Raw genomic sequence first — 24,506 nt, 5'->3', positions numbered from 1 at the left:
ACGATGGATGTCTGAGGTGGCCAGAAATCCGGTCCAGTGTCGTCCGCTCATTCGACATCTACCCAGACGTGAACCGATCGGTACGCGGTGTCAGCACCTCCCAGATCGGTCGGGGGTTCACCACGGTAAAGGAAAAACCGGAGTCGAACGTCCTCACCCGTCATCGATCGGGTCACGCTGTGACTCTGGATAACAGTCTCGCCCGACTCGACGGTCACCGTGAACTCACCGGCATCCTCGACGGCCGTTACCGAGCCGTTTTGAACTCGCTCGAAGCGCGCCACGACGGAGTACTCAGTCGGTTCACCCTCGTTGTTCTCGATGAGAACAGCCATATCGGCGGTCTCGCCGACTGCGAGGTCGTCCGGGTAGTTGTCGGTGACGAACTCGCCGTTTTGATCGCTTCCGACGGCGAAGTCGGTGAACGTCGCACCATCCTGGGGGACGGCAAAGGCTACCCCGACCGCTCCGATGGCCAGCAGCACGCTGACCGCGAGTACGATGTTGACCACAGCAGTCTCCGTCGAATCGCCCGCCGTACTGATCTCCCCGAACCACGTCTCGATCGGAATCTCGAAGCGGTCACGCTCGGATAACTGCGACCGTCGATACCCTCCGATCAGGGCCATTACCGCTGAAAAGACGCCCGTGACGACGATTATTGGGCCGACTACCCGTCCGAGAACAACGTCGAAACCGAACGCGAACAGCGGAAGCAGCCCCACACTTATTCCCACGGAGATTGCGGCACGCTCGACGAGACCGAGCCGCGAAATTTCGTCGTCCGTTGTCGCCCCGTCTTCGGTCGGTTGTCCCGGGAAAAGCACCGTACTGAGGGTAAACCCGGGCAGGAACAGCAATACCGGGGCGAGAAGAACGAGCCGGATCGGCGACGGGAGTCCGATCCAATGGAGCCATACGACTGCTGCGGTGTAGACGAGCACCGCGACAACATCCCGCGAGAGTATTCGATTGGATGAGTTCTCAATCATCTGTGATCTCAGTTGCTGTCGTCTTGCTCGACCGCTCGCCTCGACGATCCCTCGTCGGACAGACTGCTTGACGAATCGGCGTCGACGCCGGATTCGACTTCAGTGCGAGACGTGAGGTCGACGTGCAGCGTTCCCTGTGACCGTCGCTTAGACGGGTATGAACTTCGTTAGGCTGTTCCTTCTCGGTGTTCTTCGTGTAGACACTGACTCCCTTTGGTCGGACGTAGATCCGACGCGTGATATCCGTCATTCATAGACTGACAGCCCCCAGTATCAACAACGACACTCTCGCCCCGCTTCGAGCGTGTACACGTCCCGCGTCCGTTCGGCGATTCGGTCCCAGTCGAACTCCTGCGCTTCCTTCCGGTTCCGTCGTCCCATCTCTCGTAGCTGCTCGCGGTCGTCGATCGCTTTCCGAAGCGCGACACGGAGCCCGTCGGGGTCTTCGGGATCATACAGATATCCGCCTTCGGATCCGACCAGTCCGGGAAGGCACCCCATCATCGGCGCCACGACGGCGCGGCCGAAAGTCATCGCGAGGACCGCGCTGCCGGAGGTGAGCACCGACTCGAAAGGGAGTACCACCGCGTCCGTAGCGCGCATATACACCTGGATCTCGTCTTCGGGAACGTATTCGAGAACTGTGCGTACCCGATCGTCGTCGGCGCTGGCCGCGCGTACGCGGTTCGCCACGTCTTCGTTCCAGGGGTTGCCGACGACGAGGAGCCTCGCATCACCGGGAACGCGTTTGAACGTCTCGATCAGCGCCGGGACGTTCTTGTAGGGCCGTATCAGCCCGAAGAAGGCAACGACCGGGATGTCGGACGAGAGGTCGAGTCGCTCGCGGGCCGTCGACCGCGACACGTCGTTCTCGTAGACGTCCTCGAAGTTACCGTGGGCGACGACGCGGATGCGTTCGGAGACTCGTTCGGGAAGTCGATACGTCCTCCCAACCAACGTGGCCGCCGCTTCGCAGTGGACGACGAGTCTGTCGACGAGCCGCGCGACTGCGTGTCTGATCACGAGTTCGCTGTGCGGGGTTGTCCGTTCGTGATCCAGGAGGTTGTGGACGGTCCAGACGATCCGGACCCCGAGGGCCCGCAACAGGACAAGCTCGAAACACAGCCTCACGCCGAGCAGCACGGTGAATACGGCAGAAAACCGGCGTTCGGTGATGACGAAGCGGTGGAGCCAGTGGAGATGGAGAACATCTGGCACCCCGTGACGACGGACGCCCGCGAGGAGCGGAAACGCCCACCCCCCCTTCGTTGCCGTGACGTCGACGCCGTGGGTCGCTAACGCCTCGATCAGTTCGGACTGATACGGGTTCGAGTCCCGGTAATCCGGGCACATTAGCACTGAGATCCGGTCGTCGTCGGGATCGGTCATCGCCACCGTCCGGTCGTGTTTTCGGCTGCCATACAAGCGGTGAGACAGACTAGGGGCATTGTTATGGACTTTTGAACGCTCAGACGCCGCCGTTTCGCTCTGGTACCGGGGGATGATCCCGAACTCGACGGCAAGCTGGGAGATGGATGGAACGGATCGAGTGATCCGGATCTCGTTTAAGGTACGTTTACTCTTGACCGGACGATTCGAAATTCCTGTATGGAATTCCAACACGAATGCATCGACGATGATCCTCCCTGCGGTCGACTCGGATTCTGTCTTACACCCGACCTCACCGGTAACGGACGGCCTGACGTACTCGTCGGCGGGATGGGCGCGAAGAAGCCGGTGAACGTGTTCGGCAAACAGATCATACTCCGATACCTGCCGATCGTCGGGACGGCGATCAAACGTCTCGAATCCAACGTGTTCTGGTACGAGAATCCTGGCTGGGAGCGCCACGACGTCGCCCAGATCCCCGACCTCTCGGTCGGTGGATCGGTCGGTGATCTCGACGGCGATGGGAACCTCGAACTCGTCGCTGGCCAGAACGCGGGGACCGACCTCTACTGGTTCGAGATCCCGTCTAATCCGCGACAGACTTGGACCCGTCGGTTGATCACCGACGATTTCCGGAAGTACCACGACACGGCAATCGTCGATATCGACGACGATGGCGACCCGGAAGTCGTCGTCCTCTCGCAGCAGAGCGAGACGGTCTGCTACTACGACGTTCCCGAGGACCCCTCTGTCTCCCCCTGGCCCGACGATCACCGACACGTGATCGCCGAGGGCCTGAACGTCGAGGGTGTCGCCGCGATCGATCTCGACCACGACGGGACCACCGAACTCGTCGCTGGACCGAACGTGTTTCGGCGGAACGGATCCGTGGACGACTGGGACCGCGAACGCATTGGCGACGACTGGGAGTGGACGCGGGTCGGCGTCGCAGATCTCGACGATGACGACGATATAGAGATCGTCTTAACCGAGGGTGACCTCCCGTTCCAAGGCGATCGACGGGGTCGTGTCGGGGTGTTCGATCCGCCGGATTGGTCCGTGACGACACTCGATGACGACCTGTATAATCCACACACGATCCAGATCGAGGACTTCGACGGCGACGGCCGACCCGACCTGCTCGTCGCCGAGATGGGCCTGGACGGCAAGGAGACCCCACGGATGTTCATCTACCGGAATACCGATGTGGGATTCGAGCGCGTTGAGATCGATCGCGGTGTCGCGACTCACGAAGCGAAGGCGGTCGACGTCACCGGCGACGGTTCGCTCGATATCGTCGGAAAATCGTACGGTCCTGACTGCCACGTCGATGTCTGGTATCGGCAGGACTGACCGGCCGGGAGCCACTCGAACGGGCTACCGTCGTCACGGATCCAGATACCCGAAGTCGGCGAACCGGTCTCGCACCGTAGACCGGTCGATCTCGGCTTCCTCCCCGGGCGGCTCCGCTTCGATCTGGCGACGGCGCGTTCCTTCGATAACGAGCCTCGGTACCTTCCGGAGGCCGTCGATGTACGTTTCCCGCGGGTGGCCGTACCGCCTCCCGTCGAGGGGGGCGATCCGCTCGCCGATCAGATTCCCGTGGTCTGCGGTGACGATGGTCCGGCCGTCGGTCGAGTCGACGAGCTCTGCGACGTGTGGCATCACTAATTGCAGGTTCTCGTCGTAGGCGACCCGGACGGTGTCTTCGTCGATCCGGCCGGCGGACGCGAGGGTCCAGACGGTCGGGTCGTCCCGGGAGGATTCGCCGTCCCCTACCAGACGCTTCGACCACTCGAACCCGGAGTGAGCGATTTCTCGCCCCGTCTCCCCGAGGAACGGGTAGTGTGGCTGCATAAAGTGGGTGAGGACGCGCTTGTTCGGATACGTCTGGTGGGCTTCGTGCGTTGCCTCGACCATCGCCTCGGGCCAGACAGTCTTTCGCTCTTCGTCCCAGTCTGACCGCCAAACGTCGATCACCGCGTGGAAGACATCATCGAGACCGACGTGTCGATACATCGGGTTGGCCGTGACGTACACGGTGTCGAAACAGGTCTCGTTTGCGAACGTCCGCTCGAGGAACTCAGGCGTCGCCGACCCAACCGAGACCCGTGACTCCACGTCGCCGCCGAGCGTGTGGAGTCGTTCGAACTGGTCGTATCGACACCCGTCAAGGAGGATCAGGTCGTCCCAGTCCGCGTCCGTGATCCGGGTTTCACCGCCCGTCGCCCGGTACCTGATTCGGTTCAATCGTTGGACCCCGTCAGCAAGCGTCGCTCCAATCACCGACAGACCGTGGGCGCGTCCCTTCCGGAACAGTGTCCTCACGCCGTCTTCCCGTGCGATAGTCAGTGCTCGGGGGACCAGCGGCATAGTTGGCCGACAACGCCCTCGCGTACTTCAGTAAACACATCTTAACCAGTTCCCGAGACCGGATGGACGGATAGTATCATCCTTACGATGTTGAACCGTTATTCACGTGGAGTTTGACTCTCTATAATTAAACCGGGTGGGAACGACAGCGGACTTAGTGCTGTTGGCGATCGTCTCTCCTGATGAGCCATCGGATACCCTCCGTCGCTGTGCGGAAGCTGTTCTCGAGAGGCTCGTGTTCGACCCGCCGACCAGCGGACGGCTCACCAGATCACTCTACTGGGCCACTGCACCGACCGTCTTTCGACGCTTGTCACCGACGGATTTCGCCGATCCTGTGGCCGCTCCCGATCAATTCAAAATCGAGTGCGTCGACCCGCGACGGATCCGCCGGTTCACTCCCCGAGTGTACCCGCCTTGGTACGATCGGCACGAGTCGTTCGGACGGGTCGAAAGCGGCGAGTGGGATCGCCAGCCGTACGACGAAACTCCGTCACACGGCGGCCCGCCGATGGACCTATTCTACGCGAACCCGATCGAGGAGGGACTGTTGTATCGGGCGATCGAGTCCCACTTCGTCGACGGCCGTCCCTGGGCGGAAACGAGGTTTATCCAACGGGTTCTCGAGTACCTCGATGACGGGCGTGACTCCGTCTGGCGCGACTGCTCTTCGCGGGAGGACGTCTTCGCGCGGTGCCGCCGCCTCGAAGAGATCTATCGAAGTATGCGTCGCCACGGCTGTCTCAGTTACCGGGAACTGCTGCCACCGGCCCAGCGTGAGATGCGATTTCTTCGGCATATGGAACACGAGATCGTCGTTGACATCGGGCGGGACGGCGAACTGCTTCTCGTGAGCGGGAAGCACCGGTACTATCTCGCGCGTACGCTCGGTCTCGACGAGATCCCCGTGACGTTCCTGGTACGGCACGCGCAGTGGATGGAGACCCGCCGTGCGATCGCACACGGTGAGGACCCCGATCTCCCGATCGAGGATCACCCGGACCTGCGCGACCTCGAAGCGAGCGAGTCGACTTCGGGTCACGAGGGGCCGTCGTGAGGGCTCGAATGCGTCCGACTGGCTGGGATCGATTCCGGGACGTCAGAGGGTATCTTGGTGAAACGCGCGATACCGCGGCAGTCTGATCGACGAACTCACAATCACGCACTCTCGAACGTGCGATCGGCTGCGTAATCGGTCACAAACTGCACGACCTCTTCCCTCCGGGAGCCCCGGCACCCGCCGGAACGGGAGCGGACCGCCTCCTGCGCGGAGTCGGGGTCGGATCGATTCGCGAAGACGGTCTGCTCGCTGAACGCGGAGGCTGTGGCCGCGAGCGGTGAAGGGCTCCGATCGGGTCCTCTCTCAGCTCTATCAGCGTGGCGGCACTGCTGATTTCCGAACTATGGCCTGAGATACTGCTGCCGACGAGACGGGAGAATCGGTCGAGGACGACGTGGCGAAACGGGTTCTATGTCTCGCTGTACCAGACACACGTTCCGAAACTGGAAGGAGTCGGAATCGTCCGGTCCGACAGCGAGGAAAAGACGGTCTCGTTGACGGAGCAGGTCGAGAACATCGTTCGCGTTCTGAACCACGATATCGTCCTGGAGCGGCAGTGGGCGTCGTAGTACGGGGGCTCGCGCTGTTTGGAGTCTGTCGTGTCGGGATAAACGCGCTGGAATGGAGATTAGTAGACGCATACTATTCTTTCAGCCCGGTGATCGGCCGACTATGACATACCGTGTCGCGATAATCGGGACGGGAGCCGATCCCGAGACGAAGGACCGCGATGGATATGCGATGGCGTACCGACACGCCGCCGGCTATCAGCGACTCGACTCGTGTTCGCTCGTCGCCTGCGCGGACATCGTCCCCGAGAACGCCCGAGCCTTCGCCGACCACCACGACCTCACAGCGGTCTACGAGGACCACGAATCGATGCTCGAAGAGGTCGAGCCGGACGTCGTGAGCGTCTGTGTTCCGCCGGCAGCTCACGCGGACCTCGTCGTTGACAGCGCCACGACGCCCTCCGTCGACGCCGTCCACTGCGAGAAGCCGATGGCAACCACGTGGGGCGACTGCAAGCGGATGGTCGAAACGTGCGAAGCGGAGGACGTCCAGTTAACGATCGATCACCAGCGACGGCTGTCGGAGCCGGTTCAGCGTGCGAAGCAGCTGCTTGACGACGGCGAGATCGGGGAACTCAGACGGCTGGAGTGGTCGGAGGTGAACCTCTTCGACGCCGGCTCGCACCTCTTCGACCTCTGTGATCACTTCGTCGACGGCGCGCGCGCGGAGTGGGTTCTTGCTGGGATCGACTGCGCCTACGAGAACCGCTGGTTCGGGGCGCTCAACGAGACGCGGGCCATCGCTCGATGGCGGTACGCCGACGGCACGATCGGGTTCGCCTCGACGGCCGAGGACGGTGACACCGTCGTCGACGCGTACCTCCGAATCGTCGGCGACGAGGGCGTGATCGAGATCCAACCCGAAGACGGTCCAGCGCTGCGAATCCGCACGGACGGTGGGTGGGACGCAATCGACACCGGCGAGAGCGTCTACAGCCCGACGCCCGGCCTGATTCTTCTCGGGCTTGAGAAGGTCACGAGTCGGCTTCCGTTCGTCCCTTCTCCCTCACTGCCCCCGAATCACTACGAACAGGCCATCGAACACCTCGTTTCGTCGTTGCAGAACGGAACGGAGCCTCTCTTCTCCGGTCGGCGTGTCCTCCGCGGAACAGAGCTGATCTTCGCCAGTTGGGAGTCCGCCCGACAGCGAGGACGGGTTCACCTGCCACTCGACATCGAGGGAAATCCACTCGAAGAGATGCTCGAGGCTGGGCAACTCGCCGGAATGGCGGTATCCGAAGAAACTCCTCCCGCTACGTGATATCGTGGTGTTGGCAACTGATATACGCATCCGATCGCACGACGGCGTACGCCTCGCTCGTCGCGGAAGTACACCTCGTCACCGGCTCCTGCCGCGTCTATCGCTGACTGGATCGCATCCCGTTCGTCCGTGGAGCCGTCCTCCTTCGCGCCGGAGTCTTGGGGGTTCAAGACAGTCGGCGCTGTGCCTCGCTGAAGTTCGTCCAGTGGACGGTCGTCTCGTCGCCCCCGACTGCGGCGCTGCTCGCGGCGCCGCCGAGAAGTAGTGACGCAAGAGCGGCCCCTGAGAACTTGAGCCAGCCCCGCCCGTGAACCGTCCACTTGCCCCGGCTATCCCCGGTTGTCGGTCAAGTGACTACCACTCCCGGGTCCGTCGCTGCGTGCCAGCCTGTGTGCCACCGCAATTAGTAGTGTAACCCTACACCACATAAGTATTTCTTTTATGATATATTCACGAACTCGTGACTTTCCGGTTCGATTATCAGATCAGGTGTGAACGACGGCGGCGAGTTCGTCGCCATTCGCCGCTCAGAGTATCTAATTGGATCTTCCTACCGGGCTAGTAACGAAACCTTACTGGCCGAACGCCCTCGAAGACGGCGCATCGATGACTCTCTGAAACTCCCGTCGACCGCGACGCGACCGACCGATCGGCGATGTGAGGGCACGGGCAGTCGTGTACTACTCCGTCTTTCACGAAGGCAGTGGCTACTGAGAGATATTCCGAGCCGAAACACCTACCGCGGTGCGTCCCGTCGGCTGTGGTACCGAGTCCGAGGTAAGGATACGCACCCACCGCGAGGGTAGATGAAGCCCGCTATCTCGGTCCGGGGCCGCACTGGCACGGCCCACAACTCCACCGTCTCCGACGACTAAGTGCGTCGGATGGCAATCACTCGCCTCTCGGTAGGTGACGAGCAACGCGAGTTGCTTGAAGAAACCATCTCTGAGTGGATGCGTGGTTGCCAAACCGCCACGAATATGGCGTGGAACGTCTGCAACACCAAAAGCGACGTACAACCCTTCGCCTACGACGACGTGCGCGAGCAAACCGACCTCGGAAGCTAACACGTGATCCTCGCCACTCACCAAGCCGCCCAAGCCATCACCGGGGAAGGAGCAGGAATCACACCCGCCGGAGTTCGAATCCGGCGTCTCGCCACTGGTCGGGATCGACTACGCCCTTCGTATCGATGACATTCGGTTCCGCCATCAACTCCCGCAGTCGGACGGGGTTGAGTGCGCCGAACTCGTCGTGATCGGCGGTGATCACGATCCCGTGGGCGTCTTTCACTGCCTCCTCGGCGTCCAGGAGTTGTAACGTCGGATCCACGACGTGTGGGTCGTGAATCGCGACGCCGGGCGTGTCGGGCGTTCCGCCGTCCGTCGCTGGCGTCGCCGGCTTCTGCCCGTGTTGTAACTCCTGGGCCAGCCTGAGGCCGGGGCTCATTCTGGTGTCGCCGACGTTCCCCTTGTAGGCGACGCCGAACACGGCAACTCGCTTCCCGTCGAGGCCGGAGAGCAACTCCTCGAGGAGTTCGACGACGAACCCGGTCATCCCGTCGTTCACCGCCCGCGCGGTCGGGACGAGGTCGAGCGAGTCGGAGCCGACGCCCAGGAACCACGGGTCGATCGGGAGGCAGTGGCCGCCCACGCCTGGGCCCGGATCGAGGATCTCGACTCGCGGATGCGCGTTGGCCATCGAGATCGCCTCCCGCGAGTCGATACCATAGTCGTGTGCGATACGGGCAACCTCGTTCGCGAGGGCGATCTCGACGTCGCGGGCGGTGTTCTGGATCAGTTTCACGAACTCCGCGGTCGTCGGATCCGCCGCCGTGCGAATCTCGCCGTCGACGAACGACTCGTAGAGCTCTGCCGCCGCCGTCGCGGACCGGTCGTCGATACCGCCGACGATCCGGTCGTTCTCCCGGAGTTCGGCGACGACGTTCCCCGGGAGGACCGTCTCCGGACAGTGGGCCAGTCCGAAGTCACGACCGGCGGTCAGTCCCGACTCGTCCTCCACGATCCGACGGACGCGTCCCTCTGTCGTTCCCGGAGGCACGGTCGATTCCAGGACGACCGTATCTCCCGCTCTCAGTACTGCTCCGACTGTCCGCGCGGCGTCGGCGACGTAATCCAGATTGGCTTCACGCCGCTCCTCGTCGAACGGCGTCGGAACACAGATCATATGATACGCCGCGGCCGGCGCCTCGTCGACGATCCGCAACCGTCCGGACTCGACCGCCCGAGCGACGAGCGTTTCCAGTCCCGGTTCGTCGAGTCCGACCTCGCCGTCTCGGAGCTCAGCAATGTGGGCCCTATCCGTATCGTACCCGTACACTTTGTGACCGTGCGTGGCCAGCATCGCAGCAGTGGGGAGCCCGATGTATCCAAGCCCGTGCACACAGATCGAACTCATCGTGCAACCTCCCTGACCTCGGCGTCGAGCGGCAGCGCCTGGAGGATCCGTTCGGCAGCATCGCCGTCCCCGAACGGGTTCTCCCACTCCCCGTCTCGCAGCAGCATTTCCGTCGCGGTGATCACGATCCGATTCGGGTCGGACGAACTGAGCTGGTTCGCTCCGACGTCCGTGGTCTCCGGGCGTTCGGTGTTGTCCCGCATCGTCACACACGGGACGCCGAGGATACACGCCTCCTCCTGGACGCCGCCGGAATCGGTCAGGATCAGGTCTGCCGCCACCGAGAGCCGCAGGAAGTCGAGGTAGCCCAGCGGTTCGATCGTCCGGATCGGGTCGGGAACGTCGATACCGAAGGCCTCGATCCGTTCGCGAGCGCGGGGGTGGACCGGATAGATCACCTCGACGCCGTGTGTCTTGGCCGTCCGTTCGACGCCCGCGAGGATGTCCCTGAACCGCTTTTCGTCGTCGACGTTCTCCTGTCTGTGGGCCGTCATCAGGAAGAAGTCGGTGTCGACGAGTCCGAGGTCCGCGAGAGCAGTGCTCTTCCGATGGGCGATCTCCCGGTTCCGTACCAACGCGTCGACGACGGTGTTTCCGGTGACAGTAATCCGGTGTGCGGGGATTCCCTCGTCGAGCAGGTACGACTCGCTCTGTTCCGTCGGGGCAAAGAGGTAGTCGGATACGTGGTCCGCGACGATCCGGTTGATCTCCTCGGGCATCGATCGGTCGGAACTCCTCAGCCCGGCCTCGACGTGACCCAGTTCTGCTCGGGCCTTGCTGGCGACGATCGCCCCGGCGAGCACGCTGTTTGTGTCACCCTGGACCAACACCACGTCCGGGTCGATCTCGGTGAGGACGCGTTCGATAGCGATCAGCATCTCGCCGGTCTGTTCGCCGTGCGAGGACGACCCGACGCGGAGGTTGTAGTCGGGAGCCGGGAGCTCGAGCTGGTCGAAGAAGACCGAATCGAGGGTGTCGGAGTAGTGCTGGCCCGTGTGGATGATCGTAAACTCGATCCCGGAGCGCTGGCAGGCCTGAACGACCGGAGCGAGTTTGATGATTTCGGGTCTCGTTCCCAGAACGAACGCGACGTCGGTCATTCCGACTCACCCTCCGCTGACGTCGCAGTAGTCCCGCGGTTCTGGTACGCCTCCAATCCGGGCTGGACGTTCGGCACCTCCTCGACCTCCGCATCCAGCACCCTCGGTTTCGAGTATTTGACCTTCGTGACGAGCCCCTCGTTCTCGGAGACGTCGAACCACACTCCCAACACGAACAATAGGACGCCGAGCGTTCCGACAGCGACCGACATCATTCCGCCGAGGAACGTGTTCACGACCGACGAGGAGAGCGCGTACAGTCCGCCAACGACCCCGGTGATCGTCGCGAGGGGTCCGATCACGTAGCACGCGACGAGCGGGTGAAACCGGCGGACGACGTACGAGCGAACGAGCCGTTCGAGAAAATTCCGGCCCAACAGCATGGAGACGCTGGGGATGAACCTCCAGTAGTTGATGCCGCTCGTCTCGTCCGCGTAGACGGCCGGGTGTGAGACGTCGGCGATAGGCTCCCGGTTGACGTTGAGCGCGAGGAGAAGGTGGTTCAGGAACCCGTACTCGTCGTACAGCCGGTCGATCCGGATAGACCGCAGCCCCTCGTTCGAAATCGCTGTGAACCCGTTCTGTGGGTCGGAAAGCCCCCAGTAGCCGCTGGCGATCCGGGTCAACAGCGTCAGCGAGAAGTTTCCGAACAGGCGCCAGTTCGACATCGACTCGTAATCCTCCCGGGAGGTGAGCCGGTTCCCCTTGGAGTAGGTCACCTCGCCGCTGGCCACCGGGTCGATGATCCGATCGAGCTGCGCCGGATCCATCTGTCCGTCGCCGTCCATCACGGCTGCTACGTCGACCCCGTCCTTGAGCGCGCACGCGTACCCGGTTTTGACGGCGGCGCCCGCCCCCCGGTTACGCTCGTGTCGGATCGTGACGACGCGCGGTTCGTGCTCGCTGTCCAGGCTGAAGAGTTCGTCCTCCCACGTTCCGCCGTTGACGCGCCGGGCGGACTCTACTATCTCGTCCCAGGTCCCGTCGGTAGAGCCATCGTCGACGGCGTAGATCCGATCGACGTAGGCGGGTATCGTCTCTATCACGTCGCCGACGAACCCCGCCTCGTTGTACGCCGGGACAACGACGCCGACCTTCTGTTCGTCGTACATCGTCAGTACCCGGCCTCCTGCGGGGTCGAACGTACGTCTGTCACGTTGTGTCGCGGAGGGTGTCGGTACAGGCGGTCGAGCTGGGTGCTGTGTAGGTTCATCTTTCGTTTCCACCCGGCGTGGTCGATGCAGTCGCAGCGATACGGCGGATCACAGCAATATAGGCGCTCTACGTGGGTTTTGTTATAGACTGCTTCAGTACTCTCGGAGACGGCGGCCGAGTCGTTCGCTGACCCTGTCGATTCGAGAGAATCGGGAAGCCGGTATTCGCCGCTGTCAGCCGGTAATAGCGGGTTATTATCCGAGTTAGATGATGTTTACTGAGCTGGTCGACGCGGGAAGGAATCGTTTACTCGGGGGCGACGACGGTGCTCGGATCGACGCTGATACACGCCGGACGTGTTCGGGGAGCGATCACTCATATTGATTACACTCACTTTTGCCCGCCGAGCGCCACCCCTGTTGGCGGCGCTCGGCGGAAAGAGACGAGAGTAATCAGTACCAGCCACCGGCCACTACAGCTCGACGTACTGATCTTCCCACACGCGTCGGGTCCTGAGGCTCTCGATTCCCTTGTCCGTGATCTCGTATACGTTCGTGCGACGGTCGCTCTGGCCCTTCTCCACGTACCCCTTGTTCACGAGCGTATCCAGGTTCGGATAGAGGCGCCCGTGAGTGATCTCCCCGATTACTTCCCGGAGTTCCGCTTTGATTTCCTGGCCCGACGGCTCGGAGAGCCCTGCGATCACGTAGAGAAGGTCCCGCTGGAAGCTGGTGAGCCCGAAAAATGGCTTGGACATATTACCCGTTATCTTCCCCGGATGTTTTGTTATGAGGAGCTAAAACGGGGGGTCGGAAGAGCGACCCCTTCATCCCTCGTTCGATGGATGGAAAAACACACGCCGGTGGACCGTCCCGGTGCCAGAATGTCTGGGACACGTCTGGCGTTCCGCCTGCACATCGCCCGGTCGATGTTCGATCAGGTCGACGATGACGTACAAACGCTGTGGTGTGTTCGACGCTGTCTGGCAGCTCTGCGTGTCCCCGCGTTCTCGAAGGAATTGACTCGGGGCGTGGAAGCACATCCATCGCCTGTTGCTCGCGTGCGCCCAATCACGATTTGGATGATCGAGAAGAACCCCCTCGAAGGGATGTACGATGCAGGCCAACTCGGTGGACTAGCGGAGTGAACGGACCCCCGACCGCTCTGCCGGCGCGGACCAATCACGAACCTATCGGCTCCGAGGACATTCATCGTCCAGAGTATATATAACATTCCAAACAACTATTGCTGGTAAGCTCGTATTAATGCCCGTATGGCACGCAAGCTGGCACACGGCGGACAGTCGAATGAAACCGAGGAGTCGAGCGGGAACGACCCGCCCGATGGGGGATCGAGCGGGAACAGAACGATCGGGCGCCGACAGTACCTTCGTCTCGGCGGTGCAGTGGCCGCAACAGTCCTATCGATCGCCGGATCGGTGCCGACGGTCGTGGCGGCAGAGGCTGGCGGCGACGCCGCGGAGCACTGCCTCCGGATCCGCGGGTCGGGGACCGCGTCGACGTACGAACTGACCGTCGACGGGGAGTTGGTTCCGGGCGCCGGATCGGACGCCGACGCGGCGGCCCGCGTCTCCGAGTGTAACGCCGAAGGAGCAATCACGACCGGCGACAGGCGGTACCGTTTCAGCGGTGCCCTCCGTGACCTGCAGGTCGATGGGGACGCCACTGTCACGGTAGACGGTGTCGAAGTCCGGTAGTCGGTTCCTCAGGAGGTTCGACACTCACGGCGGACCGCCACGGGACCACGGTGGTTCGTGGGTTTCGCTGAATCGTCAGCGGAACGCAAAGCCGGTATTCGCTGTACGTGCACGGCCGACACCACGAGCGAGCGGCGGATGCGGCCGTGGCGTGCTGGCGTTCGGAGCGGTGCTTCCGGACCTCGTGGACAAACCGCTCGCGTGGCAGTTCGACCTGTTCGAGACGGGATACGCGGTCGCACACTCAGCGTTCGTCGTCGTCCCCGCACTGTTCGTCGTGTACGTCCTCGCGCGGCGGAGACGGGCGGGACCCCTGGTACTGCGTTCGGCATCGGGCACTCCCTCCACCTCGTTGGCGATGTCCTGCCCGCCTCCGTTTCCAAGCGGGCTCTGGATCTCGCGCCGGTCCTGTGGCCAATCTCGGAACGCATCCCGATCGAAGCGGGAGGTCCCTCGCCGGGAGCACGGCCGCGCTGTGGCTTCTCAACGGACGTCCCGGTCTGGCGGTGGTCACCACGCCGATCCGTCGGTTAGGAAGGTCCGGGAACGGCTGACCCGCGGGCTGCGGAGTCGTCACAGCGAGAGGAGGGCCGATCGTGGCGCTAGCGCCCGTCCAGCTCCCGCGCGAACAGCGTGCCGCCGTGTTCGATCGCCGCTTCGGGGGTCTCCGGATCATCGTCCTCGTAGACGAGCCAGTCGATGTCGCTCCGTCGGGCGGTTTCGAGTACGTGGTCGAGGTCGAGAATTCCGTTGCCGGGTGGGGTAGACCGGTAGACGGGCGGCAATCGGTTCGTCTGCCGGACGTCGGCGATGTGGATCAGGGGCATCCGATCGCCGAGGTGGTCGATGACGGTCACGGGGTCGTAGCCAGCCGCAGCGACCCAGCCGACGTCGACCTCGAACGTCAGCTTCTCCGTCCGGGTGACGAGGCGATCGAACGCCGTAACGTCGAGCGTGCGAGCCGACCCGCGGATCGTACGGTCGGCCGCTTCCGCGGCGAGTCGCCAGACAATCCCCGGAGACGGCAATCTCGCCGGCGTCGCGAGCCCGAAGCGATCGAGCAGTGGAAGGAACGGTTCCCGGGAGACGTGATACGAAAGCTGTATCCCGTAGTTGTCGAGGCGACCTGCGAGCGCTTCGAGACGCAGTGCGAGCGCGTCGACATCGGCCTTCGTCCTGAAGTGGTCGCCACTGAGGTGTGGCACGATGGCGTGCCGACAGCCGGCGTGGTGCATCCGGTCGGCCAGCGCTTCGACGTTCGCCTCGATTCTGGTGAAATCAACGTGGGCGGCCACGGGCGTCACGCCGGCGTCGTCGAGCGCTTCCCGGACGGCGTGTGGATTCGATTCGAGGAATGCCCCTGCGAACTCGACGCCCTCGAACCCGGCGTCTGCGACGCGTCGTATCGTCTCGGGAAGCGAGGCGTCGACGTCACGGAGCGTGTGCAGTTGGATCGCCGATTGGGGGAGCTCGGAGCCGGAGCTTTCGACGGTAGCTTGAGCCATCGATCGGAATCGGATGAGGGGGAAAGAAGTAATGGGCCGCATATCGAGCGGGTAAGCCTGACCTATACCCGCTCGGCTCGCCGTACTCATCAGGGGGGACCGACCGGCAGCCGGAACGGTCAGGAACCACTCGCCGGAGCTGAGGCGGCCGACGGACGAACCACAGCAGGCGGATCCTGCCCACTGGCTTCTGACTTATTCCAAACGTGGAACGTGCCGCTATCGTTGGACGGAACGAATGCCGTAGGTGTCGCGGGAGTAGCAGCGGAGGAAACTACACGTCAGCTCCGGTGGTTTCACCCTGCTATTTGGTGTGGGACTCGTTCTATGACACCCTCCATCCGGCCTACTCGCGGGGTAACGTGTCGGAGACGACCTTCGCGATGGGCGTCAGCGTCGTCGTCGGGAGATCTGTCGGCCTCCGCCAGGCGTAGTCGACGATCCCCTCGGCAGGATTGGGCTCCGGCTCCGTTTCGAGCGTCACCTCGAACACGGTGTAGACAGTTGCGACGGGGCGAGTCATGTGACAGTAGATGCACGAACCGACCGACGAACCGATACGCGATCGGCACCGGATCTCCTCGACGATCTCCCGTCTGAGACACTCCTGCCTGGACTCGTCACACTCCACACCACCACCGGGGAGGCTCCAGAACGATGATCCGTCGCTCCGGCGCTCCTTGATGAGCAGCGCGCGCCCACGCGACGTGACGAGGGCCTTCGCTCCCCGCCTGAGTTCGTGGTTCACAGGAGACTGCTCGAGGGCAACGCGGGCGGCAGTCGGGATGAGTCCGGAGCTGGCGTTCTCGGAAGGCTGTGGAGGAGTGTGATGCCGCATAGCCGGGGATGACGGAATCTGCCGTTATTATTATTTAGCTCATACCGTCGCTCGACGGCCGTTTGGATCGGTTAAACACTAGCTAACCTGCTGTCGGCGCGTCCGTACCGACACCGACGTCTCGTCGGGGAACACTTCGGTGGCAGGAGTGACGCGGTGGACCACGTGAGATCGTCCACATCCACGTTTGGGGAATACTCGCTATCGCTTACCTCCGTGCGCTTCGTGACACACCAGTCGAAGCGAGAGAGACCGGAGTGCATCACTCACCGACCAATTCGGGTGGTGTTCACATCGAACACTCGGACTGCTACGACCACGCCCGGTGGTTCGTCCGCCTCCCGTATCTGTACCACGTCGACATCCTCAGAAGACGCCCGACGGAGCAGAGGAACACGCGGCCATAGACGTCCAAAGCGAACTCGATCACCTATCCGAGTGATGAAATCCGGGTCGTCTTCGAACGCCAACGTTCTGGAAACGCGGACCGAGGATAAATCCAGTTACGATCTATCGAGCACCTCATCCGAGCAAGCGATCGACGGTTCGTCGGCAGTCTGCTCCGGTCCCTCGCTCGCCGGGTTGCCATCGAGGAAAGACCGTTCCTCCGCTACTGCGCCGGCAAAACGGGCCGCTGTGACGACCACCGTGACTGAGGTTGCGGATGCGCTGCGGATCCAGGGACACCGAGGAGGTGAGTCGTCGGTGATATCGATCGTCTGTTCGGTACTCCGGTTGTTCCCGTACTGGTGACGACAGTTCGATGGCTGCTCCGATCTCTACTGCCGAGGTGGCTGGCTACTTTCGTCCTGTCCCCTGTTACTTACGGTGACGAAACGACATCAACGAACAAAATAAGAAAAACGAAATGAACGAATAGAATGATCGTAACGAACGAAATTATAGAAGCGAACTATTCAGTTGAAAAGAGACAGGGGTCAAGGTCGTTAAATGGAATTGTAAAAATGAGCGAGATGAACGGGACGAGAAAAACGAATGCAATGATGAAAACGAACAGATATATTTCAACGAACGGAACGAACAACTGGTTTTAAGATAGTAGTGCACCTTCCATCGAGCAAACATACTCACTGAACGCACTGAGTCAAACGATCGCAATGAACAAAATGAATGAGATGAGTAAAACGAATGAAACGAACGTAACGAATCAGTGCAGGATGGAGACGATATGACCGACACAACCACCGCACGAATCACCGTAGCGAATCAGAAAGGGGGCGCAGGAAAGACAACCGACGTCATCCATACCGGCGGCGCACTCGCTGCCCGGGGACACGACGTTCTCTTGGTCGATATCGACTACCACGGCGGGCTAACCTGCTCGCTCGGCTACGACGAACTGTACTACGACACCGACCGACCGACGCTGTTCGACGTGCTTGATTTCGATCAGATGGAGTCGGTGACCGACATCATCGTCGAACACGAGGAATTCGATATCCTCCCCGCGAGCGAGAAGCTCGCGAACAACAAGAACATCCAGACGCTGCTCGAAGCGCCAAAGAGTCGAGAGCGGCTGGGAATGACACTCGACGAACTCGACAGGGAGTACGATTATATCATCGTCGACACGCCACCGTCGCTGAACGTCCTCACTGATAACGCCCTTGTGGCGACCGGCAATGTCGTGATCCCCGTGATCCCCGAGAAACTCAACGCCAACAGCCTGCAGATTTTTGCGAAACAGCTGGGCTCCCTCGAACCGGCGTACGGCGACATCAACCGGCTTGCAATCGTGTGTAACCGTGTCGAGCAGAACAGCGAGCACCGAGGCACTATCGAAGAGATCAAGTCGGCGTACTCGCTTCCCGTCTTCGAGATCCCGAAGCGTACCGATCTCTCCCAGTCGATCGGCGAAGGCGTGTCCATCTTCGGCTTCGGCAAGGAGAACAAACGCGTCGAGGATGCTCGCGACCTGTTCAACGATATCGCCGACCTGTTCGACGAGACGTTTGCGAAGACCCCTCCTGAGGAGGTGAAAGTATGACCGATGGCTGGGGAGATGCCTCCGGTATCGAGGGAAACTACGAAGACGAGGGAGGAGATTCGGGTGACGTGAGTCAGGCAGACAGTGCTGGGGAACCCCGCTCTTCGACTGAAACGCCCGACGCGGATACTACGGGGGAAACGAACAAAACGAGCGAAACGAACGAAACGAGCAAAACGAATGCTAATATCAAGGACGAGTGGAACGGGCGGACAATCTACATCCCGGACGACATCCTCAGTGAGATGGAGGACACGTACCTGGAGTCACAGCTGAAGCTACGAAAAGCGGGTCAAGACGAGTTCAAGAAGAGTCGACACTTCTACCCCCTCCTCGTGCAGTTCGGTCTCGAGGCGCTCTCCGATGCGAATGCTGATGAAATTCGGACTCGGCTTTCCGATCTGAGCGCCGAGTGAAACGACGGACATACCCGGAGGCTAAATCGGCCGATGGGACGACTGTCGGCCGGCGCAATACATATCCGCGGAATACGGCTCCGACGATCCCAGCGGGAATTGGTCTCTCTCCCTCTGCGTGGTCGACAGCTACCGAGAAGATGTACCGCGACGAATATCGCCTGACGATCGGCTCTCCGTGATACGGTCCGGAAACGGCATCTGTATCCACCCTGGTGTCCGCCTTCGGCTGGTCTCCAGCAGCGGGCTCGGTGGATTTTACTCGTCTCCGTCCCTGGCGGATTTGTCGACCTGAACCTGGATGGTACCATCCGCGGCTACCCAGACAGTGGTGCCGGCGTACTCAAACGAGAGTGTCACTGACGACGACGGTCCCTGGCCAAGCAGTGCATCGAGCCCATCAGGGTCGACAGTCTGATGGAGTTGCGGGAGCGCAGTCGTCGTTCGATCCGTGGCGTCAGCGACTGCTTCGACGATCGTCACACTGACCTCGTCGTGCTTCACCCAGTCGTGACGAACTGTGGTCGAGTGCGTCTCTCCGTCTGAATCGAGGATGTCTGCATCATCCGATTCATTATTTTTGTTTGACATTATGGTTACTGATTGTGTCGGTGGAGGACTGAGAGGAGATGGGGCCACCACGGGAATTCTTTCTGTATAGGTTTACGGCGTAGCCGTATATGTTTGTTGCGAGCACCGAATCGAACGATATGTGATCTAGATCTGAATATATTAGTGTAATTATTCAAAAATAATCTTAGAACAACGAGATTGTTCGCCAAATTAGCGCATCTGCGGTTTCGTGATGTGACCGGGCCGGGTATCCACCATTGTCGTCGACGCGCACACCCACCAGTGTCATTCGTCTGGTCGTCCGTCGGGAGCGACCGACAGGCGTGTCTGACCAGTTCCACCGCGGTTCGATCAGTTCCGCGTCGGGACCGGGAGTGCGAGTTCATCTATCGCAGACTGACACGTCACCGCGAGTCTGATCGACCTCCATCGGGCTGTACAGGGGTAAGCTCTACTTAACTGGCGCTCAGCGGTGTGGTATGAGCGTCATCCTGGAGTTTACGATCCCGGCCACGGAGTTCCGGCTCGGCGAGATACTGTCAGGTTCATCGTTACAGTTCGAACTCGAACGGATCGTTCCGACCGGAGAGATGACTATGCCGTTCGTGTGGGCGGACGGCGACGACCACGAGGCGTTCGCGGAGTCGGTACGGTCCCAACCCGACGTCCGGGAAGTCCTTGAGCTCGATAGAATCGGCAAAAGCGGTTGTATCGCATAGAGTGGGAAGAACCCCCGATGGACCTGATCGAGGGGATTTCCACAGCTGACGGAGTGGTTCTCGAAGCCCGCAGTCACACAGACTGGACGTTTCGCTTACGGTTCCCCGATCACGACAATCTCTCAACGTTCCACAGCTACACCGTTGAGCACGATATCACTCTGCACATCGACCGGACCTATCCGTTGACAGAGGCGAACGGTGTCGCTCACCGCTTCGATCTCTCACAGGAACAGTACGAAGCTCTCCTTCTCGCATTCCAGGACGGATATTTCGAGACGCCAAGCGAGACGAGTCTCGACGAACTGGCCGACGAATTTGCTATCTCCCGGCAGGCGCTCTCGAACCGGATCCGGCGCGGCAACGAGAAGATTCTCCGGAAGGTGTTACTCCCGTCCGGTGGGCGAGACGATTGGCTTCTCCAGTTTTAGTATAGTTGACTGGTCAATCAAATGTTATTTAACTGGGTTTACAGATTCGATAAAGTATGTCCGGGTGCCCTCTCGAAAGTAGAGTCTTCAAGGCACTTGCAAACTCCTCTCGACGACAGCTGCTTTTCGCCCTCTTCGATGCACAGCCGCAGGATGGCGACCATCTCGACCCACTAGACCTCCTGGTGGACGGAGCAACGACCGATGACCTTGCTGCCATCCGCCTCGAATTGAGACACTTCCACCTACCGAAGGTTGCCGATATGGGTTTCATTGAATGGCATCGTGAGTCGGGCACTCTCTCGATGGGGCCGAATTGGGAAGAAATCGCCCCGCTTCTCCAGTTGATGCACGACCATCGGGATGAACTGCCCGATAGATAGTTAATATGCGAGCGTGCAGTACCCTTGCCGATGACCCTTGCGAGTGACGCCCTCATTTTCACTTCCTGTGGAGTAACAGGCCACTGACGCGTAGCGCGAGCACGGCGGGTGCGCCAAAGTTGGGATGGGACCGGCTTCCCCTCCCGCGCGTAGCGGTCATCGTCCCCGGCCATCCGTCCATCGGCTCAGTTGTCGAAGACGCAGGTTTCCTCGTTGTCTGGACCGACGTCGAGAAATCGGTCGCTGGGTCGTCCGTGCGAGATCGGCGGTCAGTCAGCCCTCGGCACGACGGAACTGATCTTCGCGAGTTGGGATTCGTTCCGCCGCCGCGCCCGGATCGATCTCATACTCGAAATCGACGACAACCCGCTGGAGAGTATGGTCGAATCTGGTGAACTGAACCCGAAGTCGACCGAGTAGGAATGTTCCGGCGTCGGCGATTCGTCTCTCGCCCGCCGGCCAGTCAGTTCGAATCGGTTCGGTGTGTGGCCATCGTCTCCAGACCGTCGACGAAGCCGTACCGCGGCTCGAAGTTCAACTCGATACGCGCTCGTTGAACGTCTGCGCGGCTGTGTTGAATGTCGCCGTCCCGGGGGTCCTCGTGGATCACCTCGGAGTCGGAGTCGACGATCCGAATGATTTCATCTGCCACCTCGCGAATCGAGACGGCCGTCCCCGTCCCGATGTTGTACACGCGCCCGACCTGCTCGGTGGAGGCGGCCAGGAGGTTCGCCCGCACGACGTCCCGGATGTGGACGAAATCCCGTGTCTGTGTGCCGTCACCGTGAATAGTAACTGGTTCGTCACGGGACGCGCGGTCGAAAAATACGTCGACGACGCCTTTGCCGCCGTCCTTCGACTGGCTCGGGCCGTAGACGTTGAAGTATCGAAGGGAGACCGTCGGAAGATCGTAGAGATCAGCGTACGCACGCGCGTACTGGTCAGATGCGAGTTTGTCGATCCCGTACGGCGAGATCGGCGTCTTCGGAGCCGACTCGTGAACCGGAAGCGAATCGGGATGCCCGTAGACGGCCGCCGACGAAGCGACGACGACACGGGTGCCCTGCTGGCGTGCAGCCTCGAGGACGGTCACCGTGCCGGTCGCGTTGCGGCTGTGTCCCTCGAGCGGTCGGCGTATCGTCTCTGGGACGTCCACGAGCGCTGCCTGATGGAAGATGACGTCCGTTCCGCTTGCTGCTTCCGCGACGGTCTCTCTGTCCCGAACGTCACCGTGGATGAACTCGACGCCGTCAGGAACGACAGCGGGGTCACCGCTCGAAAGGTCATCGAGGACCGTGACGTCACATACCGAGTCCAGTTCGCGTACGAGGTGCCCGCCAACGAATCCTGCGCCGCCCGTCACGAGGACGGACGCGCCGTCGAGCGGCGCCGGTATCTCTGTCTGCATCACCGATCACCCACTGAACTCTGTTTGGGAACGGTTCGACTCCAGCACGGCTGTTCTACGCCGGTCAGTGCTGAACATCACCTCCCGATTGGCTACTACGCATATTGTTACACAGACATTTCGTGTCAGGCTTCGCTTGGACCCTTGAGGCGCTGTCGATGATCCAAAAAGGTCGTTCTGGCAGTAGGAGTTAAATAACGAAGTATCCCACTTTCTTTCATATGAGCAATCTAGCTTCTGATGATTATCTGTGGGATTCTCACGCGGTTTATACCGAGTGGGGGGTTGGGCTCACGCGTCGTCAAGAGCGGTGCGTGGGTTCTGAGTCAGAATGCAGTCGGTCGTGCACTCCAACTACTGATGTTACTCATTCTGGCACGCCTCATCGGCCCCGGCGAGATCGGGCTCGTCGGAATCGCGTTACTGACGCTCAGCGCGATGCGGAAGTTCACCAACATCGGGCTCAACACTGCCCTGATCCAGCGCAAAGAGGATAACGTCGACAGTTACCTGAACACGACGTGGCTCCTCGAAATCGGACGCGGCCTGTTGATTCTGATCGTCCTGGTGGCGAGCGCGCCGCTGGTCGCGTGGATTTTCGATACGGCCCGTGCGGAACAACTCGTCATAGCGATCGCCTTCTCCCCGCTGATCGTCGGATTGCGTAACCCTGGCGTCGTCTACTTCCAGAAGAATCTGACGTTCCACAAGCAGTTTATATACCGGATCACCGGAAATATCATTGAGGTATTCGTGGCCGTCGGCTACGCGCTCGTCTGGCCGACTGCGTGGGCGTATGTCGTCGGATTTCTCGCTGCCGACGTCGCACGAACACTGATGTCGTACCTCCTCCACGACTATCGGCCGCAGTTCTCGTTCGACCGGAGCGCCGCTCGGGATCTCATCAGCTACGGGAAGTGGATAACCGGGTCGTCGATCCTGTATTTCATCTACGGTGAGGGCGACGACGCGTTCGTCGGCTGGTTTCTTGCACCTGTTGCACTCGGGCTCTATCAGTACGCCTACCGGTTCTCGAACGCCCCGGCGACTGAGATCTCTTCGGTCATTACGAGCGTTATGTTCCCCGCCTACTCGAAGATGCAGGACGACCCAAATGCGCTCCGGAGTAGCTACCTGAAGACGCTGCAGTTGATCTCGTTTATCACCTTCCCGATGGCGTTCGGAATTCTCGCCGTGGCGCCGACGTTCGTTCGCGCATTCCTCGGGAGCGAGTGGACCGGAATGATCACCGCAATGCAAATTCTGACGATATACGGTCTTTTGCGGGCGATCGGCAAGACGTTCGGATCCGTCTGGAAAGCTACCGATCGACCGGACATCATCACCAAACTCTCCGCGTTGCGGGTCGTTCTGATGGCGATCTTCATTTATCCCGCGACCGCCGCGTGGGGGATCGAAGGGACCGCGCTCGTTGTTACCGGGATCTATCTGTTCCCGATGATGCCGCTGGACCTCTACATCATCTCTCGCACTATCGATGTGTCGATCACCCAACTGTGCAGCGAACTGGTCTATCCGCTCGTGGCCAGCGTCGTTATGGCCGGTGGCGTCTGGTACGTCTACACTGTGACGCAGATCTCGCCGGTCCTCGAGTTCTTCGTCCTCGTTTCCGTCGGGGTGATTGTCTATCCGATTGCCTCGCTACTGCTCGATATGCAGTTCAATTGGGGGATCTCGAAGAACCTCCGGATGATGCTCTCATCGCTGAGATCCTGATGATCCTCGCGGATTCTTTGGAGTACACAGGCGGGCCTCGATCCCCAGTAACCGGAGACCGAGTAACCCGATCGCACGCAGTTGTGCGATCGGATGATCCCTATCAGTTGCAAACGCTACTATATGGATATATCGCGAGCACTGAGTCGCAGCGCTGGACGACCGTGCGCTAGTAGTACGATAGACGGGTCATAACAAAATGAAGTTCCCCTCTTGTATGCGTGGACTTTACACACGAGACAATCGACGACGATCCCCCCGCTTCGAAATGACTTCTTCACCCGGTACGAGGCTGAGTTCCGTACATTGATGCCGGATGCAAAGGTAAACGTTAGGAAGAGCTACTTCAACAAGAATCGACTAACGGTGTAGGGTGCTAAAACCTCGCTCTTCAGTGCGGGGATACAGCACCCGCAGAATGTTTTAAGAGGTTTTCCGGACAATTGAATGCTAA

The 24,506-nt window shown here is 60.8% G+C and carries 23 protein-coding genes and 1 pseudogene; 13 read left to right on the top strand and 11 right to left on the bottom strand.

Annotated features, from left to right (window positions below; genetic code table 11):
* Positions 1-47 precede the first annotated feature (47 nt).
* Together RJT37_RS18890 and RJT37_RS18885 are read right to left on the bottom strand one after the other, a co-directional pair.
* Positions 48-992, bottom strand: coding sequence for a DUF1616 domain-containing protein (locus tag RJT37_RS18890; RefSeq protein WP_313690371.1), 945 nt, complete (start codon positions 990-992; stop codon positions 48-50).
* Between the two features lie 273 nt (positions 993-1,265).
* Positions 1,266-2,381 carry a glycosyltransferase gene (locus RJT37_RS18885; protein WP_313690369.1) on the bottom strand — a complete coding sequence of 372 codons (1,116 nt, stop codon included), beginning with the start codon at positions 2,379-2,381 and terminating at the stop codon, positions 1,266-1,268.
* Positions 2,382-2,600: 219 nt separating this feature from the next.
* Between RJT37_RS18885 and RJT37_RS18880 the strand changes: the two genes are divergently transcribed.
* Positions 2,601-3,734 (top strand): FG-GAP repeat domain-containing protein, encoded by a 1,134-nt coding sequence (locus RJT37_RS18880; RefSeq protein WP_313690366.1) that lies wholly within the window; start codon positions 2,601-2,603, stop codon positions 3,732-3,734.
* A gap of 33 nt (positions 3,735-3,767) precedes the next feature.
* Here RJT37_RS18880 and RJT37_RS18875 read toward each other — a convergent pair whose 3' ends face one another.
* A complete protein-coding gene (locus RJT37_RS18875) occupies positions 3,768-4,754 on the bottom strand; it encodes a hypothetical protein (protein ID WP_313690364.1) in 987 nt (328 codons plus the stop codon).
* Between the two features lie 511 nt (positions 4,755-5,265).
* On the opposite strand from RJT37_RS18875, the gene RJT37_RS18870 reads away from it, so the two are divergent.
* From RJT37_RS18870 to RJT37_RS18860, 4 genes and pseudogenes are all read left to right on the top strand, one after another.
* Positions 5,266-5,811 (top strand): ParB N-terminal domain-containing protein, encoded by a 546-nt coding sequence (locus tag RJT37_RS18870; RefSeq protein WP_313690361.1) that lies wholly within the window; start codon positions 5,266-5,268, stop codon positions 5,809-5,811.
* 320 nt (positions 5,812-6,131) lie between these two features.
* The gene (locus RJT37_RS20745; protein ID WP_425604927.1) at positions 6,132-6,383 is read left to right on the top strand and encodes a DUF7344 domain-containing protein; all 252 of its coding nucleotides are present in this window, start codon (positions 6,132-6,134) and stop codon (positions 6,381-6,383) included.
* A gap of 103 nt (positions 6,384-6,486) precedes the next feature.
* On the top strand, positions 6,487-7,644 hold the full coding sequence (locus RJT37_RS18865) for a Gfo/Idh/MocA family protein (protein WP_313690358.1): 1,158 nt from the start codon (positions 6,487-6,489) through the stop codon (positions 7,642-7,644).
* Positions 7,645-8,528: 884 nt separating this feature from the next.
* Positions 8,529-8,708: pseudogene (locus tag RJT37_RS18860) on the top strand (RNA-guided endonuclease InsQ/TnpB family protein); the annotation flags it as partial.
* Between the two features lie 61 nt (positions 8,709-8,769).
* On the opposite strand, the gene RJT37_RS18855 reads toward RJT37_RS18860, so the two are convergent.
* The 4 genes from RJT37_RS18855 to RJT37_RS18840 all read right to left on the bottom strand — a co-directional run bounded on the left by RJT37_RS18855 (position 8,770) and on the right by RJT37_RS18840 (position 13,074).
* Positions 8,770-10,062: a nucleotide sugar dehydrogenase gene (locus RJT37_RS18855; RefSeq protein ID WP_313690356.1), complete on the bottom strand. Its 1,293-nt coding sequence runs from the start codon at positions 10,060-10,062 to the stop codon at positions 8,770-8,772.
* The gene (gene wecB, locus RJT37_RS18850) at positions 10,059-11,162 is read right to left on the bottom strand and encodes a non-hydrolyzing UDP-N-acetylglucosamine 2-epimerase (RefSeq protein WP_313690353.1); all 1,104 of its coding nucleotides are present in this window, start codon (positions 11,160-11,162) and stop codon (positions 10,059-10,061) included. Before wecB ends, RJT37_RS18855 begins: the two co-directional genes overlap by 4 nt.
* Positions 11,159-12,274, bottom strand: a complete 1,116-nt coding sequence (locus RJT37_RS18845; protein WP_313690351.1) for a glycosyltransferase family 2 protein — start codon at positions 12,272-12,274, stop codon at positions 11,159-11,161. Before RJT37_RS18845 ends, wecB begins: the two co-directional genes overlap by 4 nt.
* A 515-nt stretch (positions 12,275-12,789) precedes the next feature.
* Entirely contained in the window at positions 12,790-13,074 is a 285-nt protein-coding gene (locus RJT37_RS18840; RefSeq protein WP_313690348.1) for a PadR family transcriptional regulator, read from the bottom strand.
* Positions 13,075-13,200: 126 nt separating this feature from the next.
* On the opposite strand from RJT37_RS18840, the gene RJT37_RS18835 reads away from it, so the two are divergent.
* Positions 13,201-13,464 carry a hypothetical protein gene (locus RJT37_RS18835; protein ID WP_313690346.1) on the top strand — a complete coding sequence of 88 codons (264 nt, stop codon included), beginning with the start codon at positions 13,201-13,203 and terminating at the stop codon, positions 13,462-13,464.
* Between the two features lie 126 nt (positions 13,465-13,590).
* Positions 13,591-14,034, top strand: a complete 444-nt coding sequence (locus RJT37_RS18830) for a hypothetical protein (RefSeq protein ID WP_313690344.1) — start codon at positions 13,591-13,593, stop codon at positions 14,032-14,034.
* A gap of 602 nt (positions 14,035-14,636) precedes the next feature.
* On the opposite strand, the gene RJT37_RS18825 is transcribed toward RJT37_RS18830, so the two are convergent.
* Positions 14,637-15,539 (bottom strand): sugar phosphate isomerase/epimerase family protein, encoded by a 903-nt coding sequence (locus tag RJT37_RS18825; protein ID WP_313690342.1) that lies wholly within the window; start codon positions 15,537-15,539, stop codon positions 14,637-14,639.
* Positions 15,540-15,885: 346 nt separating this feature from the next.
* Positions 15,886-16,377: an NUDIX hydrolase gene (locus RJT37_RS18820; RefSeq protein WP_313690340.1), complete on the bottom strand. Its 492-nt coding sequence runs from the start codon at positions 16,375-16,377 to the stop codon at positions 15,886-15,888.
* Between the two features lie 1,189 nt (positions 16,378-17,566).
* Between RJT37_RS18820 and RJT37_RS18815 the strand changes: the two genes are divergently transcribed.
* Entirely contained in the window at positions 17,567-18,385 is an 819-nt protein-coding gene (locus tag RJT37_RS18815; RefSeq protein WP_313690338.1) for a ParA family protein, read from the top strand.
* Complete coding sequence (locus tag RJT37_RS18810; protein ID WP_313690336.1) at positions 18,382-18,801, top strand: DUF8160 family protein; 420 nt, start codon at positions 18,382-18,384, stop codon at positions 18,799-18,801. The genes RJT37_RS18815 and RJT37_RS18810 overlap by 4 nt, the downstream gene beginning before the upstream one ends.
* Before the next feature lie 258 nt (positions 18,802-19,059).
* On the opposite strand, the gene RJT37_RS18805 is transcribed toward RJT37_RS18810, so the two are convergent.
* On the bottom strand, positions 19,060-19,392 hold the full coding sequence (locus tag RJT37_RS18805; RefSeq protein WP_313690335.1) for a HalOD1 output domain-containing protein: 333 nt from the start codon (positions 19,390-19,392) through the stop codon (positions 19,060-19,062).
* A 461-nt stretch (positions 19,393-19,853) separates the two neighbouring features.
* On the opposite strand from RJT37_RS18805, the gene RJT37_RS18800 reads away from it, so the two are divergent.
* Genes RJT37_RS18800 through RJT37_RS18790 form a run of 3 tightly spaced genes read left to right on the top strand, consistent with a single transcriptional unit; the run spans position 19,854 to position 20,907 of the window.
* Positions 19,854-20,093, top strand: a complete 240-nt coding sequence (locus tag RJT37_RS18800; protein WP_313690333.1) for a bacterio-opsin activator domain-containing protein — start codon at positions 19,854-19,856, stop codon at positions 20,091-20,093.
* Between the two features lie 17 nt (positions 20,094-20,110).
* Entirely contained in the window at positions 20,111-20,524 is a 414-nt protein-coding gene (locus RJT37_RS18795) for a helix-turn-helix domain-containing protein (RefSeq protein WP_313690331.1), read from the top strand.
* Between the two features lie 56 nt (positions 20,525-20,580).
* The gene (locus tag RJT37_RS18790) at positions 20,581-20,907 is read left to right on the top strand and encodes a DUF7344 domain-containing protein (protein ID WP_313690328.1); all 327 of its coding nucleotides are present in this window, start codon (positions 20,581-20,583) and stop codon (positions 20,905-20,907) included.
* A 463-nt stretch (positions 20,908-21,370) separates the two neighbouring features.
* On the opposite strand, the gene RJT37_RS18780 is transcribed toward RJT37_RS18790, so the two are convergent.
* A complete protein-coding gene (locus tag RJT37_RS18780) occupies positions 21,371-22,315 on the bottom strand; it encodes an NAD-dependent epimerase/dehydratase family protein (RefSeq protein WP_313690327.1) in 945 nt (314 codons plus the stop codon).
* Positions 22,316-22,555: 240 nt separating this feature from the next.
* On the opposite strand from RJT37_RS18780, the gene RJT37_RS18775 reads away from it, so the two are divergent.
* On the top strand, positions 22,556-24,052 hold the full coding sequence (locus RJT37_RS18775) for a lipopolysaccharide biosynthesis protein (protein ID WP_313690325.1): 1,497 nt from the start codon (positions 22,556-22,558) through the stop codon (positions 24,050-24,052).
* Positions 24,053-24,506 lie beyond the last annotated feature (454 nt).

The organism is Halobellus marinus (assembly GCF_032113415.1).
Lineage (GTDB): Archaea > Halobacteriota > Halobacteria > Halobacteriales > Haloferacaceae > Haloquadratum > Haloquadratum marinus.
Note: the sequence above shows the minus strand (reverse complement) of the source record. Positions and strands in the feature narration are given on the sequence as shown.